The sequence below is a fragment of the Cribrihabitans marinus genome, assembly GCF_900109035.1.
GTDB classification, from domain to species: domain Bacteria; phylum Pseudomonadota; class Alphaproteobacteria; order Rhodobacterales; family Rhodobacteraceae; genus Cribrihabitans; species Cribrihabitans marinus.
Window position 1 is genome coordinate 227970 of the sequence record NZ_FNYD01000007.1, and the last position, 14876, is coordinate 242845.

At 67.4% G+C, this 14876-nt stretch carries 15 protein-coding genes and 1 tRNA gene; 14 read left to right on the forward strand and 2 right to left on the reverse strand.

Annotated elements, in window-relative coordinates:
- Window positions 1-215: 215 nt before the first annotated feature.
- The 6 genes from BMX57_RS13350 (at window position 216) to tsaA (ending at window position 5152) form a co-directional block, all read left to right on the forward strand.
- Window positions 216-998: a hypothetical protein gene (locus BMX57_RS13350; RefSeq protein WP_229724244.1), complete on the forward strand. Its 783-nt coding sequence runs from the start codon at window positions 216-218 to the stop codon at window positions 996-998.
- On the forward strand, window positions 995-2068 hold the full coding sequence (locus BMX57_RS13355) for an endonuclease/exonuclease/phosphatase family protein (RefSeq protein ID WP_092367875.1): 1074 nt from the start codon (window positions 995-997) through the stop codon (window positions 2066-2068). The genes BMX57_RS13350 and BMX57_RS13355 overlap by 4 nt, the downstream gene beginning before the upstream one ends.
- A 111-nt stretch (window positions 2069-2179) precedes the next feature.
- On the forward strand, window positions 2180-3286 hold the full coding sequence (leuB, locus tag BMX57_RS13360; RefSeq protein WP_092367878.1) for a 3-isopropylmalate dehydrogenase: 1107 nt from the start codon (window positions 2180-2182) through the stop codon (window positions 3284-3286).
- Between the two features lie 115 nt (window positions 3287-3401).
- On the forward strand, window positions 3402-4397 hold the full coding sequence (locus BMX57_RS13365; RefSeq protein WP_092367881.1) for a DMT family transporter: 996 nt from the start codon (window positions 3402-3404) through the stop codon (window positions 4395-4397).
- Window positions 4398-4471: 74 nt separating this feature from the next.
- Window positions 4472-4548: transfer RNA gene (locus BMX57_RS13370), tRNA-Pro, on the forward strand.
- 112 nt (window positions 4549-4660) lie between these two features.
- Window positions 4661-5152 carry a tRNA (N6-threonylcarbamoyladenosine(37)-N6)-methyltransferase TrmO gene (gene tsaA, locus BMX57_RS13375; protein WP_092367884.1) on the forward strand — a complete coding sequence of 164 codons (492 nt, stop codon included), beginning with the start codon at window positions 4661-4663 and terminating at the stop codon, window positions 5150-5152.
- A 21-nt stretch (window positions 5153-5173) separates the two neighbouring features.
- On the opposite strand, the gene hpaR is transcribed toward tsaA, so the two are convergent.
- Window positions 5174-5611, reverse strand: a complete 438-nt coding sequence (gene hpaR, locus BMX57_RS13380; protein ID WP_092367887.1) for a homoprotocatechuate degradation operon regulator HpaR — start codon at window positions 5609-5611, stop codon at window positions 5174-5176.
- A 102-nt stretch (window positions 5612-5713) separates the two neighbouring features.
- Between hpaR and BMX57_RS13385 the strand changes: the two genes are divergently transcribed.
- The 7 genes from BMX57_RS13385 to BMX57_RS13415 all read left to right on the forward strand — a co-directional run bounded on the left by BMX57_RS13385 (window position 5714) and on the right by BMX57_RS13415 (window position 12554).
- Window positions 5714-6112, forward strand: a complete 399-nt coding sequence (locus tag BMX57_RS13385; protein ID WP_092367890.1) for a 5-carboxymethyl-2-hydroxymuconate Delta-isomerase — start codon at window positions 5714-5716, stop codon at window positions 6110-6112.
- On the forward strand, window positions 6105-7616 hold the full coding sequence (gene hpaE, locus BMX57_RS13390; RefSeq protein WP_092367893.1) for a 5-carboxymethyl-2-hydroxymuconate semialdehyde dehydrogenase: 1512 nt from the start codon (window positions 6105-6107) through the stop codon (window positions 7614-7616). Before BMX57_RS13385 ends, hpaE begins: the two co-directional genes overlap by 8 nt.
- 92 nt (window positions 7617-7708) lie before the next feature.
- Entirely contained in the window at window positions 7709-8689 is a 981-nt protein-coding gene (gene hpaD / locus BMX57_RS13395; protein ID WP_092367896.1) for a 3,4-dihydroxyphenylacetate 2,3-dioxygenase, read from the forward strand.
- Between the two features lie 11 nt (window positions 8690-8700).
- Window positions 8701-10113: a pyridoxal phosphate-dependent decarboxylase family protein gene (locus BMX57_RS13400; protein WP_092367899.1), complete on the forward strand. Its 1413-nt coding sequence runs from the start codon at window positions 8701-8703 to the stop codon at window positions 10111-10113.
- A gap of 5 nt (window positions 10114-10118) precedes the next feature.
- Window positions 10119-10967: a fumarylacetoacetate hydrolase family protein gene (locus BMX57_RS13405; protein WP_425304917.1), complete on the forward strand. Its 849-nt coding sequence runs from the start codon at window positions 10119-10121 to the stop codon at window positions 10965-10967.
- Window positions 10964-11764, forward strand: a complete 801-nt coding sequence (hpaH, locus tag BMX57_RS13410) for a 2-oxo-hept-4-ene-1,7-dioate hydratase (protein ID WP_092367905.1) — start codon at window positions 10964-10966, stop codon at window positions 11762-11764. Before BMX57_RS13405 ends, hpaH begins: the two co-directional genes overlap by 4 nt.
- A 10-nt stretch (window positions 11765-11774) precedes the next feature.
- The gene (locus BMX57_RS13415; protein WP_092367908.1) at window positions 11775-12554 is read left to right on the forward strand and encodes an HpcH/HpaI aldolase family protein; all 780 of its coding nucleotides are present in this window, start codon (window positions 11775-11777) and stop codon (window positions 12552-12554) included.
- On the opposite strand, the gene BMX57_RS13420 is transcribed toward BMX57_RS13415, so the two are convergent.
- On the reverse strand, window positions 12535-13692 hold the full coding sequence (locus tag BMX57_RS13420) for a DUF3095 domain-containing protein (protein ID WP_092368011.1): 1158 nt from the start codon (window positions 13690-13692) through the stop codon (window positions 12535-12537). The genes BMX57_RS13415 and BMX57_RS13420 overlap by 20 nt on opposite strands.
- A 117-nt stretch (window positions 13693-13809) precedes the next feature.
- Between BMX57_RS13420 and BMX57_RS13425 the strand changes: the two genes are divergently transcribed.
- The gene (locus BMX57_RS13425) at window positions 13810-14844 is read left to right on the forward strand and encodes a glycosyltransferase family 4 protein (protein ID WP_092367911.1); all 1035 of its coding nucleotides are present in this window, start codon (window positions 13810-13812) and stop codon (window positions 14842-14844) included.
- The last annotated feature ends 32 nt before the right edge of the window (window positions 14845-14876 follow it).

Consider the following 14876-nt stretch of genomic DNA (forward strand, 5'->3'; position numbering starts at 1 on the left):
GTTTTCGCCTGAAATCAGGTATTTCGTGAGTCGACGACTTGAGCGAATGGCTGAATGACGGCACAAATGGGGCCAAAATGAGGCATTCGTCCCTGGGGGACGGGTTCAAGTTGGAACAAGGGTTCGGCGACGTACCGGCCTGTCCAGTTTGAAGGGATCGGACAGTGATTACACGGATCACGGGCGCAATATTGCGTGGTGTCTTGGTGGCCGCAATGGTTGCCACCCCGGCATTGTATTTGCCGGGCTACCTGACGAATTCGTCGGAGATCGTGGTGCTGATCGCGATCCTTGGCTTCATGCTGACATTCGCCGAATACAATTCGACCTTTCCCAGCTTCATCGAGTTCCGTGACGCGCCGCCGTTGAACCGCCTGCGGTTCATCGCGCTGATGTCGATCGTCACGATCCTGACGCTGATCGCCAAGCACGAGTTCGAGCCGACCAACGTGACTGCCCTGTTCGAGGGCTTCGGCCTGTTGCTCGCGCATGTGGCCGATTTCCCCTATTCGCCGGTGCGCCTGGTGCTCTTGATGCTGCCCGAGCACGCGCCCTTCGAACTGATTGCGATGGTGCGAACCGCCGCAAGCGTGGCCTATGTGATTGCCCTGTCGGCGATCCTGGCCTTCTGGTTCGCGGTTCGCGTGCGCGGCTGGCCGACCGGCAACGGCGCGTTCAACGTCTGGATCAACCTGCCGCTCTTCGACCCGACCACCGGCGGCGACGTGGTGGCGCGCTTGCAGCGCGACGGCCGTATCAACACGATCATGGGCGTCCTGCTGCCCTTCATGATCCCGGCCCTGGTCAAGCTCGGCTCGGGCCTGATCGACCCGATGCTGCTGCAGAACCCGCAGACCCTGATCTGGACCATCAGCGCCTGGGCCTTCGTGCCCGCCAGCATGGTCATGCGCGGCCTGGCGATGCTGCGGATCGCCGATCTGATCGAAGAGAAGCGCCGCCGCGCCTATGCCAACGCCGAGACGATGATGGTGGCATGATCCGCGCCCTGTGGCTTGCGCTTGCGCTGGCCACGACCGGCGCGCAGGCCGACACCATCCGCATCGCCAGCTTCAACGCCGAACTGCATCGCGACGGCCCGGGGCTGCTCCTGCGCGACATCCGGTCGGGCAAGGACGCCCAGGTCGAAGCGGTCCTCGAGGTGATAGCCGCGACCGACCCCGACATCCTCGCCCTGCAGGGCGTCGACTGGGATCTGGAGAGCCGCGCCCTCGGCGCCCTGGCAGAGCGGCTGGCCGAGGCCGGCACCGCCTATCCGCACCGCGTCGCCCGACAGCCCAACAGCGGGCTGGCCACCGAGCTGGACCTCGACGGTGACGGCCGGACCGGCGGGCCGGGCGATTCCCAGGGATGGGGCGAATTCACCGGGCGGAACGGCATCGCCCTGCTGTCGAAATACCCGATCGAGACCGATGCGATCCGCGATTTCTCGGAACTGCTGTGGCGCGACCTGCCGGGTGCGATGCTGCCCCAGCGGGATGGCGCGCCGTTCCCGTCGCCGGCGGCGCAGGCCGCGCAACGTCTGTCCTCGACCGGGCATTGGGTGGTTCCCATCGACCTGCCCGGCGGCCGGCTGCACCTGCTGACCTTCCAGGCCGGGCCGCCGGTCTTCGACGGCCCCGAAGACCGCAACGGCCTGCGCAACCGCGACGAGATCCGGTTCTGGCCGGTCTTTCTGGACGGCGCGTTCGGGCCGCCGCCCGAGAGCCGCTTCGTGATCGCCGGTGGCGCCAACCTGGACCCCTGGGACAGCGACGGGCACGGCGCGTCGATCCGTGACCTGCTGGCCGACCCCCGGCTGCAGGATCCGCGACCCCAAAGCCCCGGCGCCGCCCAGGCCGGATCACAGGGGCACCGTACGCCCGACGCGCTGGACACGGTGGACTGGCCTCGGCCGGGCCGGATGCGGGTGGATTACGTGCTGCCCTCGGCCGACTGGACTGTGGCGGCCGCGGGCGTCGTCTGGCCGGCCCCCGGCGAACCCGGGCATGACGCGGCGATCCGGGCCAGCCGGCATCGCCTGGTCTGGGTCGACCTGCGCGTGGATTGAACGCGATACGGGTAAGTTGGCGGAATCTGCGCCCCCTTGCGGCCGGTCGTCGTTGACCCCCCATGCGCCACGCGCTAGGGCGATGGCAACCCAACGCAAGGAGTCCCGCTGATGTCCAACCCCTCGCTCCTCATCCTGCCCGGCGACGGGATCGGCCCCGAGGTCATGGCCGAAGTGCGCAAGATCATCGACTGGTACGGTGCCAAGCGCGACCTGGCCTTCGACGTGAGCGAGGACCTGGTCGGCGGCGCGGCCTATGACGCGCATGGCACGCCGCTGCATGAGGACACGATGGCCCGCGCGCAGGGGGTGGACGCGGTGCTTCTGGGCGCAGTCGGCGGCCCGAAATATGACAACCTCGATTTCAGCGTGAAGCCCGAGCGCGGCCTGTTGCGTCTGCGCAAGGAGATGGATCTGTTCGCCAATCTGCGCCCGGCGCAGTGTTTCGACGCGCTGGCGGATTTCTCGTCGCTGAAGAAGGACGTTGTGGCCGGGCTCGACATCATGATCGTGCGCGAACTGACAAGCGGCATCTATTTCGGCGAGCCCCGGGGCATCATCGAGGAAGGCAACGAGCGGGTCGGCATCAACACCCAGCGCTATACCGAATCCGAGATCGACCGGGTGGCGCGGTCGGCCTTCGAGCTGGCGCGCAAGCGCGGCAACAAGGTCTGCTCGATGGAGAAGGCCAACGTGATGGAGTCGGGCATCCTGTGGCGCGAGGTGGTCCAGAAGGTGCATGACGAGGATTACGCGGATGTCGAGTTGAGCCACATGTATGCCGATGCCGGCGCCATGCAGCTCTGCCGCTGGCCCAAGCAGTTCGATGTGATCGTGACCGACAACCTGTTCGGTGACCTGCTGTCGGACGCCGCCGCCATGCTGACCGGCTCGCTTGGGATGCTGCCCTCGGCCAGCCTTGGCGCGCCGATGGCCAATGGCCGGCCCAAGGCACTCTACGAGCCGGTGCACGGCTCGGCCCCCGACATTGCCGGCCAGGGCAAGGCCAACCCCATCGCCTGCATCCTGAGCTTTGCGATGGCGCTGCGCTACAGCTTCGACCGCGGCGACGAGGCGACCCGCCTTGAAAAGGCGGTGGAGACGGTGCTGGCCGATGGCCTGCGCACGGCCGACCTGCTGGGCGAAGAGGGCGCGACCCCGGTATCGACCGGCGAGATGGGCGACGCTATCGTCGCGGCGCTTGACGCGAGCCTTTGAGGCACTGCCCCGGCGGCGGCGCGCCAGCCTCCGCCGGATCGCCACATGATGCCTTTACCCCGGCCGCGCGATCAGAAATGATGGCGCTAACACCATTCGATCGCAGCGGACATCCATGACCAGACCTCAGTCCTCCGGCAACCTGCAGGGGGCGCTTTTCGCGCTCCTGGGCTTCGGCATCTTCTCGACCCATGATGTCTTCATCAAGTTCCTCGGGAGCAGCTACTCGCCGATCCAGATCCTGTTCTTCTCGGGGCTTCTGGGCTTTCCCCTCGTGCTCCTGATGCTGATGAGCGACGCGACCAAGGGAACGCTGCGGCCGGTTCATCCCGGCTGGATGGCGCTGCGGTGCCTGGCGACCATGACCAGCGCGCTTGGCGCATTCTTCGCGTTCTCGACGCTGCCGCTGGCTCAGGTCTATGCGATCCTCTTCGCCTCGCCGCTGCTGATCACGGTCCTGTCCATCCCGATCCTGGGCGAGACGGTGCGCCTGCGCCGCTGGGCCGCCGTACTCGTCGGGTTGGTCGGGGTGCTGATCGTGCTGCGGCCCGGCCAGGCCGAGCTGACCTTCGGCCATCTCACGGCGCTGCTGGCGGCGATCGGCGGCGCCACCAACTCGGTCATCGTCCGCAAGATCGGTCGCGAGGAGCGGTCGGTGGTGATGATGGTCTATCCGATGCTGTCGACCTTCCTGGCGCTGGCACTGGCGCTGCCCTTCGTCTATCGGCCCATGCCGATCGCGGATTTCGGCGCGATGGCACTGATTGCGGTGCTGGCCTTCCTGGCGATGCTCTGCGTGATTCGCGCCTATCGCGCCGGAGAGGCGGTGATTGTGGCGCCCATGCAGTATTCCCAGATCCTCTGGGCCACGCTCTACGGCTATCTGTTCTTTGGCGAGCGCCTGGATGCGCCGACCGCCTGGGGGGCCGCCGTGGTGATCGCCAGCGGGCTCTATATCCTGTTCCGTGAAAGCCGCGGCACGGCCTCGCGCAACCGGCCCGTTCTGCGCACGCGGACGCGCGCCGGCGAGACCCTGCGCGTGGGCGCATTCCTCAAGCGCAACATCGGAGCCGACAGCCGAAACGGCGAGCCGGACGGGCCGGCAAAATGACGTTCCGCGCGGCAAATTTCCTGCGCATCGCTCTTGCCAAGCCGCCGGGTTGGAGTTAACCCAACCGTCACGGTCGGAGTGTAGCTCAGCCTGGTAGAGCACTGTCTTCGGGAGGCAGGGGTCGTGAGTTCGAATCTCGCCACTCCGACCAGATCATCCAGATATCCACGCGGGTCGGTCGATCAGGCAGCAACCGGCCTGTGGCAACGGCGCGATTTGCGCTAGGCTTGCCCCGAACGCAATTCGGCGGAAGGAGCGGCCCCATGCAATCACGCCTCAGGGATGGCGAACGCACGGTCGAGGCCCCGGCGTCCGACGATGCCGGGCTGCATTTCATCGGCCGCATCCGCACCCCCTGGACCCGACGCGCGGATTGCCCGCGGCAGGGGCGGCAGGACGGGCCCGATTGCCGGATCGAGCTGTTCGACCCGTGGGGCGATGCGCTTCTGGGGATCGAGGATTACGACCAGTTGGAAATCCTCTACTGGCTTGACCGGTCGCGGCGGGATCTGGTGATCCAGAACCCCAAGAACGACGGCAAGCGCTTCGTCGGCACCTTCGCCTTGCGCTCACCGCAGCGGCCGAACCCGATCGGCACAGCATCGGTCCGGCTGATGGGCGTCGAAGGCCATTGCCTGATCGTCCGCGGCCTCGACTGCCTCGACGGCACACCGCTGGTCGACATCAAGCCGGATCGTTGCGACTTCTCCCCCGAGGCGCCCTGGAAGGCAGCGGACCAGACGCCGCCGGAATGACCGGCGGGCCGACGCGGGGGTCTAGCGACCGTCCCGCACGTCAAGGTCATTCAGCAGGTCCAGCAGGGCCTCGTAGCGTTCGGCGCCCATGCGGTCGCGGATCTCGTCAAGCAGGGCCAGGCTGGTCTGGAGATTGTCGCGGATCACCTGCTCTCCCTGGTCCGAGATCCGCACGATCTGCTTGCGGCGGTCATCGGGGTCGGCCTGACGCTCGATCAGGTGCTTGCTTTCCAGCTTCTGCAGGATCCGCGTCAGGCTGGGCAGCAGCAGACAGGCCTGCTCGGCGATGCGGGTCGGATCTTGCGGCCCCTCTTCTTGCAGAACCCGCAGGACGCGCCATTGCTGCTCGGTGATTCCCACATCCGCCAGCATCGCGCGAATCGGCCCCATCACCCGCTCCCGCGCCCGCAGGAGCGCAATAGGGAGGGACCGGGAGGTGCGCGGCAAATCACTGGACATGCGCCATTTTCGCGGAATCATCGGGAACCCGCAACCGCCGCCGCGACGGGAGGGGATTGACAGGGTCCTAAAAACTTCACATGTTAAGTAAAGGAGGAGACGATGCCGCATGTGATCCTGGACTATTCGGCCAATATGGAAGAGCGGATCGACATGGGCGCCCTGTGCGACACACTGCGCCGGGCCGCGGCCGAAACCGGGGTCTTTCCGGCGGCGGGCATCCGGGTGCGGGCTTTGCGCGCAGATCACGTCTCGATCGCCGACGGACACCCGGCGCATGGCTATGTCGACATCTCTGTCCGCCTGCGGGCCGGGCGCGACCTGGAGACACGCAAACGGGCGACGGGGCATATCTTTGCCGCGGCCGAGGCCGCGCTGGAACCCGCGATGCGCCGACATCCCATCGCGCTGTCGCTGGAAATGCGCGACATCGACCCCGACCTGTCGCCCAAGACCGGAACCATCCGCGATCACCTAGGAAAGGGACCGCCCGATGACTGACCTGGCCACAAATCTTGACACGCTCGCGCGCCATCTCGACCGCTACCGCGGCGCGGGCATCGGCAACCTGATCGGCGGCGAAACCCGACCCGCCGGCCAGGGCGCGAGCTTTGAGACCCGCTCTCCGGTGGATGACAGCCTGATCTGCACCGTCGCCCGCAGCGATGCCCAGGATGTCGACGACGCCGCGCGCGCCGCGCAAGACGCCTTTGCCGGCTGGCGCGACATCGCCGCGACCGAGCGGCGGGCGATCCTGCACCGCATCGCCGACGGGATCGAGGCGCGTGCCGAGGAAATCGCACTGTGCGAATGCTGGGATACTGGCCAGGCGCTGCGGTTCATGTCCAAGGCGGCGCTGCGCGGGGCCGAGAACTTCCGGTTCTTCGCCGACCGCGCCCCCGCCGCCCGCGACGGGCAGGCGCTGCCGTCACCCACGTTGATGAACGTCACCACCCGCGTGCCCATCGGCCCGGTGGGCGTGATCACGCCCTGGAACACGCCGTTCATGCTGTCGACCTGGAAGATCGCCCCGGCGCTGGCCGCCGGCTGCACGGTGGTGCACAAACCGGCCGAGTTCTCGCCGCTCACCGCCCGCATCCTGGCCGAGATCGCGCATGAGGCCGGTCTGCCCCCCGGCGTGTGGAACCTGGTCAACGGGTTCGGTGAGGATGCCGGCCGCGCACTCACCGAACATCCAGCGATCCGCGCGATCGCCTTTGTCGGTGAATCCAAAACCGGCTCGATGATCATGAAACAGGGCGCCGATACGCTGAAGCGGGTGCATTTCGAACTGGGCGGCAAGAACCCGGTGATCGTGTTCGACGACGCCGATCTCGAGCGCGCGCTGGATGCGGCGATCTTCATGATCTACTCGCTGAACGGCGAGCGCTGCACCTCCTCCTCGCGCCTGCTGGTGCAGGAGAGCATCGCCGAGGACTTCGAGGCCAGGCTGACGGAAAGGGTCAACAACATCCGTGTCGGCCACCCGCTCGATCCCGATACAGAGGTCGGGCCGCTGATCCACAAGGTGCATTTCGACAAGGTCACGTCCTATTTCGACGCGGCCCGCGCAGATGGCGCGACAATTGCCGCCGGCGGCGATCGGGTCGGCGAGCAGGGCTGGTTCGTGCGCCCGACACTGTTCACCGGTGCGCGCAACAACATGAGGGTGGCCCAGGAAGAGATCTTCGGTCCGGTCCTCACCGCAATCCGGTTCCAGGACGAAGACGAGGCGCTGCACATCGCCAACGACACCGAATACGGCCTCACCGCCTATGTCTGGACCAACGACCTGACCCGCGCCTTGCGCTTTACCAACCGGCTCGAAGCAGGGATGATCTGGGTCAACAGCGAGAATGTCCGGCATCTGCCGACCCCCTTCGGCGGCGTCAAGGCCAGCGGCATCGGCCGTGACGGGGGCGACTGGTCATTCGAATTCCACATGGAGCAAAAGCACATCGGTCTGGCCAAGGGAAGACATCCGATCCCACGCCTCGGCGCCTGATCTTCCTCTCGCGTCAAATACCTCGGGGAGTGTGAGGGGCTGGCCCCTCACTCCCGCAGCCGGCCACCGACATCGAACCGAGGAGGTCCAGAATGCCCGTCCCGAAACCCAACCTCTACCCGCCCTTCAACATCGTCCGGCTGTCCCACGTGGAATACCGGGTGACCGACCTCGCCGCCTCGCGCGCCTTCTATGTCGACACGCTCGGGCTGCAGGTCACGCACGAGGATGACGACCGCATCTGCCTGCGCGCCATGGAAGAGCGCGGCCATCACTGCATCGTGCTGCAACGGGCCGACGCGGCAGATGTCGGCGTGTTGGGATTCAAGCTCTACGACGAACCGGACCTGGACCGGGCAGCCGAATTCTTCGCCGGGCGCGGTCTGCCGGTCGACTGGATCGAACGCCCGCATATGGGCCGCACCCTGCGCACCCGCGATCCCTGGGGCATCCCGCTGGAATTCTACGTCAAGATGGACCGCCTGCCGCCGATCCATCAGAAGTACGCGCTCTACAAGGGGGTCAAGCCGCTTCGGATCGACCATTTCAACATGTTCGCCTCGGATGTGGATGCCAGCGTCGCCTTCTATAACGACCTAGGCTTCCGGGTCACGGAATATACCGAGGATGACGAGAGCGGCCGGCTCTGGGCGGCGTGGATGCATCGCAAGGGAGGGGTGCATGACGTGGCCTTTACCAACGGGCTGGGACCGCGCCTGCACCACACCGCGTTCTGGGTGCCCAATCCGCTCAACATCATCGACCTGCTCGACCTGATGTCGACCACCGGCTATGTCGCCAATATCGAGCGTGGGCCGGGCCGGCACGGCATCTCCAACGCCTTCTTCCTCTATATCCGCGATCCCGACGGCCACCGGATCGAGATCTACTGCTCGGACTACCAGACCGTCGACCCGGACCTGGAGCCGATCAAGTGGTCGCTGACCGATCCGCAGCGCCAAACCCTGTGGGGCGCGCCGGCACCGCGCAGCTGGTTCGAGGAAGGCTCGGTCTTCGCCGGGGTCGAACCGGTGCCCAGCGCGCTCAAGGCGCAGCCCATCGTGGCCCCCTGAGGAGACGGCAGATGGATTGGGACGACTTCGCCGATTGGGGCCACCGGGTGACCGACTGGGCACGGGATTATCGCAAGACGGTCAGTGAGCGCCCGGTGCGGGCACGAACCGAACCCGGCGAGGTTCTGGATGCCTTGCCACAGGCGCCGCCAGAAGCACCCGAGCCGATGCAGGACATCTTCCGCGATTTCGAGGACATCGTGATGCCCGGCATCACCCATTGGCAGCATCCCCGGTTCTTTGCCTATTTCAGCGCCAATGCCGCCGCGCCCTCGGTGCTGGCCGAGTTCCTGACCGCCGCCATCTCACCGCAATGCATGTTGTGGCAGACCTCGCCGGCGGCGACCGAGATGGAAACCCGGATGATGCAATGGCTGGGCGGCGCCATCGGCCTGCCGGACGACTTTGCGGGCGTCATCCAGGACAGCGCGTCCTCGGCCACCCTGGCCGCGGTGCTGACCATGCGCGAGCGCGCGCTGGACTGGCAGGGCAACCGGGCGGGCCTGTCGGGTCAACCGCGGCTGCGGGTCTATTGCTCGTCCGAGGTTCACACATCGGTCGACCGCGCCATCTGGGTCGCCGGGATCGGGCAGGATAACCTGGTGCGCGTGCCGATCCGCGGCGATTGGCGAGGTATGGATCCGCGGGCGCTGGAGGACGCGATCAACGCCGACCACGACGCGGGTCACCGACCCGCCGGGCTGATCCTCAGCGTCGGCGCGACCGGAACCGGAGCGACCGACCCGGTTGCCGGCTGCCTGGAGGTGGCCGAACGCCACGGGCTCTATACCCATGTCGATGCCGCCTGGGCCGGGGCGGCGATGATCTGCCCCGAATTCCGCAGCTACTGGCAGGGCGTCGAACGCGCCGACAGCATCGTCTTCAACCCGCATAAATGGCTGGGCGCGCAGTTCGACTGCTCGGCGCATTTCCTGCGCGACCCGGATGACCTGGTGCGCACACTGGCGATCCAGCCGGAATACCTCAAGACCCACGGCAAGGATGGGATCGTCAACTATTCCGAATGGTCGGTTCCGCTGGGCCGCAGGTTCCGCGCGCTCAAGATCTGGTTCCTGATCCGCACCTACGGGCTGGAGGGTCTGCGCGACCGGCTGCGCAACCACGTCGCCTGGTCGCGCGCGCTGCATGACAGGCTGGCCGAGACGCCGGGCTTCGAGATCGTGACCCCGCCGATGTGGTCGCTCTGGACCTTCCGCTATCTGCCCGAGGGCGCGCGGGATCCGGATGCGCTGAACCTCGCGCTGGTCAACGCGATCAACGATGACGGGCGGATCTACCTGACCCAGACGCGGGTGGACGGCAAGCTGGTGATCCGGTTCCAGGCCGGGCAGTTCGACACCACCGAGGCGGATGTGATGTCCGCCCATGATGTGATATGCGAAATTGCAGGGAGGCTGGGGTGACACGCATCGCAAGCTATGTTTCGGGCGGGCAGGCCTTCTATGGCGCGGTGGCCGAGGGAGGGATGATCGCGCTTTCGCCCGCCTTTCATCAATGGCCGACCCTGCGCGAGGTGATCGAGGCGGGCGCGCTCTATGACCTGGCGGTGGCCGCGCGTGACAAGCCGGTCAGCCATCCCGACGGCAGTTTCGACTACACGATCCCGATCCCCGTCCCGGAAAAGATCATCTGTGTCGGCGTGAACTTCCCCGACCGCAATGCCGAGTACCGGGACGGGCAGGACGCGCCGCCCAACCCCTCGCTCTTCATCCGCTTCCCGCGCAGCTTCACCGGCCACGGCCAGCCGCTGATCCGGCCGCCCGAGACGCCGCAGCTGGATTACGAGGGCGAGATCGCCGTGGTGATCGGCAAGCTGGGCCGGCGCATTTCCGAGGACGCCGCCCATGACCACATCGCCGCCGTCACGCTCTGCAACGAGGGCACGCTGCGCGACTGGGTGCGGCATGCCAAATTCAACGTCACCCAGGGCAAGAACTGGGACCGATCGGGCGCGATGGGGCCGTATCTGGTGCCATTCACGGCAGCGGCGCAGCTCGACGACATTCGCCTGACGACGACAGTGAACGGCGAGCTGCGGCAGGACGACCGCACCTCGCGCATGATCTTTCCGATCCGGCGGCAGATCGCCTATATCTCGACCTTCACCACGCTGGTGCCCGGCGACATCATCGTCACCGGCACACCCACCGGCGCGGGCGCCCGTTTCGATCCGCCGCGGTTTTTGCAACCGGGCGACGAGATTGTGGTCGAGGCCGAGGGCATTGGCCAACTGGTCAACACGGTGGCCGACGAATGACGCCGGAGCAGCACGAGGCGGCCGCCGAGGCGTTGCACCGGGCCGAAGCCACGGGCCAGCAATGCCGGCTGCTGTCCCTGCAATATCCCGGCATGACATTGGACGACGCCTATGCGGTGCAGGCGGCCCTGGTGGCGCGCAAGCTGGCCGAGGGGCGGCGGCGGATCGGCTGGAAGATCGGGCTGACCAGCCGGGCAATGCAGGACGCGCTGGGCATCGACACGCCCGACAGCGGCGTGCTGCTGGACGACATGGCCTTCGCCTCGGGCGCCACGGTGCCGGCGGGCCGTTTCATCCAGCCACGGGTAGAGGCCGAGATCGCCTTTGTCATGCGCGCGCCCCTGGCGGGGGCCGACTGCACCCGCAAGGACGTGCTGGCGGCCACCGGGCATGTCGCCCCGGCGCTGGAAATCCTCGACACCCGGATTCTGCGCGCGGATCCCGACACCGGGCAGGCGCGCATCGTTACCGACACGATCAGCGACAATGCCGCCAATGCCGGCGTGGTTCTGGGGGCCGCGCGCCACGCGCCCGACGCCTTCGACCTGCGCTGGGTCGGAGCCATCGTCACCTGCGGCGGCACCGTCGAGGAGACCGGCCTCGGCGCGGGTGTGCTGAACGATCCCGTCACCTCGGTCCTGTGGCTGGCGCGGCGTCTGGCCGAATACGGGCAGGCGATCGAGGCCGGCGACATCGTCCTGTCCGGCTCGTTCATCCGCCCGATCGAGGCACCGCCGGGCACTGCCATCACCGCCGATTTCGGGCCCTTCGGCTCGGTCGCCGTCCAGTTCACCTGAGAGGTTCCCCATGCCCCCACCCACAAACCGTTTCAAACAGGCCCTGACCGAGGGCAAGCGCCAGATCGGCTGCTGGCTGAGCTTTGCCGACCCCACCGCCGCCGAGGTGATGGGCACCGCCGGGTTCGACTGGCTGGTGATCGACGGCGAGCATGCGGCCAACGACATCCGGTCGATCCGCGACCAGCTGATGGCGCTGGAAGCGTCGCCCTCGCATCCGGTGGTGCGGGTTCCCATCGGCGAGACCTGGATCATCAAGCAGGTGCTGGACGCCGGCGCGCAGACCGTGCTGGTGCCGATGGTGGACAGCGCCGAGCAGGCGCGCGAGCTCGTGCGCGCCTGCCGGTACCCGCCCTTCGGCACACGTGGCGTGGGGGCGGCGGCGGCCCGGGCCACCGGCTTCGGTGCGATCCCCGATTACGTGGCCACCGCAGATGACCAGATCTGCCTGCTGGTGCAGGTCGAAAGCCGCAAGGGCATCGACGCGCTGGACGAGATCCTGGAGATCGAGGGCATCGACGGGGTGTTCATCGGCCCCGCCGACCTGTCCACCGACATGGGCCTCAAGGGCGACAGCGCCGATGCTGCCGTCCAGGCGGTGATTGCCGATGCCCTGTCGCGCATCCGCGCGGCGGGCAAGGCGCCGGGCGTTCTGGGGCTGAACGATGCGGCAACGCAGGGCTACCTGGACATGGGCGCGCAGTTCCTTGCCGTGGGGATCGACCTGCTGATCCTGGCGCGCAACGCCCGCGCCCTGTCCGAGAAATGGATCAGGGCGCAGCCGACTTGAGCTGCGCGGCGGCGCGCGCATAGCCGCCCGCCGCCCCGTCGATCAGGTGCACATGGTCATCCTGCGTGACCGAGGGCACGAAACAGGTGATCATCGCCTCGTCCTGCTCGAACAGGCCGAACTGCACGGTTCCGTCGGCGTCGGCGCGTTCGAGAACCTCGGTGATTTCCGCGACCGAACCGGAATCGCAGTCCAGCGTCATCTTCAGCCCGTCGTCGAACTTGCGGAAATCGGCATTGCTGCTGACGGTCTTGGCGTAATGCACCGGATCGAAACCGCCCGCCTTCAGCCCGGTCTTGAAGAAGACCCAGGCGATCAGGTTCTCGACCAGCAACTGCACCTTGCGCCAGGCCAGCGACGACTTGCCCCGCGAGACATGTGCCTCGAGCTCCAGCCCCGGCGGCGGCCAACGTACGCCGGACCCCTGCGGCGGCAGGGGATGACCGCCCCGGTCCAGCCGTTCCGCCACCGCGACGATCCGGTCGGCCACCTCGGCATAGGCCTGCAGCGACGCACCCGGCGCAGGCTGCAGTACCAGCGACAGGATCACGCCGTTGCGCGAACGCGCGTTGTTCCAGCGGCAGGAGAGGCCCGTGAGGTCCGGCACCGATCCCGGCGCGGCAAGGGGCACGGCAAAACGCCCGGCCTTCATCTCGGCCTCGGACCAGGTCACGCCGCCACCGGCGAACATGGCATAGTCGAGCCCCGGCGCGGCCTGGTATCGGGCCACGCGCACATCCAGGCCTGCCGCCCGGATATCCGCCACCGGCACCTGCGCGGCCCGCAGGGTGACGCCGAATTCCTCCTGCGCCCAGCGCGCCATGATCCCAAGCACCTGCCGGGACGACTCGGCACGTTCCGGCCCGCAGGCAAAGACCGCTCCGTCGCCACCGAACACGAAGGGCAGGCCAGCCCGCCCATCCGCGTTGATCTGCGACGAGATCACCGCGGCGCCGATCACGTTGACCATCTTGTACCGCCCCTCGGCGATCAGCTCGGTCGAGCCCACGATGTCGGCGGCGCCGATCACCCAGCCATCGGGCAAGGGCACATAGCTTCCGTCGCGGGTCAGCGCGGCAAATGAGGCGATGCGCGGCAGCGACTCGTAAAAGCCGGCGTGCTCGGTATCATCGGACATGCGGCGGGCGGCCTTTCGAAATGCGGGTGCGTCCGCAGCATGTGCGCCATCCGCGCCTTGCGTCAAGCCGCCGGTCATGCAACGCAGCAGACGGGCAAAGATCCGGGGGACCCGCCAATGCAGGACGTGCGCGTCATCGCTCCGAACCTCAAGCGCCGCTTGTCGGGCGTCACCGCCACCATCGCGCGGCTGGTGCCCCTGCAGGCGCAGTGGATCGATATCGCCGCCACGGGCCCGGGCCTGCCCCGGGACATTCCGCATATCCCGCTCGCCGGGTTGCCTTTCCTGTCACGCGGGCCGCTGCGTGTCTGGCATGCGCGCCGCAACACCGAGATGCTGCTGGGGCTGATCCTGCGCCACGTGTTCCGGCTCAGGCTCAAGCTTCTGTTCACCAGCGCCTCGCAGCGCAGCCACAGCGGTTACACCAAGCGGCTGATCTCGCGGATGGACGCGGTAGTCGCCACCTCGCGCAAGACCGCCGGCTATCTCGACCGCGACGCCGATGTCATCATGCACGGCATCGACCTGCAGGGTTTCACGCCGCCCGAGGACAAGCCCACCCTGCGCCGTCAGCTGGACCTGCCCGAGGGGCTTCTGCTGGGCTGCTACGGGCGGATCCGCCACCAGAAGGGCACCGACGCCTTCGTAGAGGCGATGATCGGCCTGTGCGAAAGCCGCCCGGACGTGAGCGGCATCGTGATGGGACGAGCCACCGACAGCCACTCGGCCTTTCTCGAAGGGCTCAAGGCGCGGGTGGACGAGGCCGGGATGGGCAAACGCATCCTGTTCCGGCCCGAGGTCACGGTGGATCGCATCGCCGACTGGTACCGGGTGCTCGACCTCTTCGTCGCGCCGCAGCGGTGGGAGGGGTTCGGCCTCACCCCGCTCGAGGCGATGGCCTGCGGCGTGCCGGTGCTGGCCACCGATGTGGGGGCGTTTTCGGAAATCGTCACCAGCCCCGAGCTGGGCCGCGTGGTTCCGCCCGATGACATCCCCGCCCTGACCCGTGCCGCGCAGGAAATGCTGGCGGATGCCGACGCGCTGGCGCGTGCATCGCAGGCCGTGCGCGCCCATGTCGAGGCGCATTTCGACATCGAGGGCGAGGCGCAGGCCCTGGTGGCGCTCTATCGCCGGCTGCTGGACGAAAGCTGACGCCGATACCCGCAGCGCCCTGGCGGTGCCTG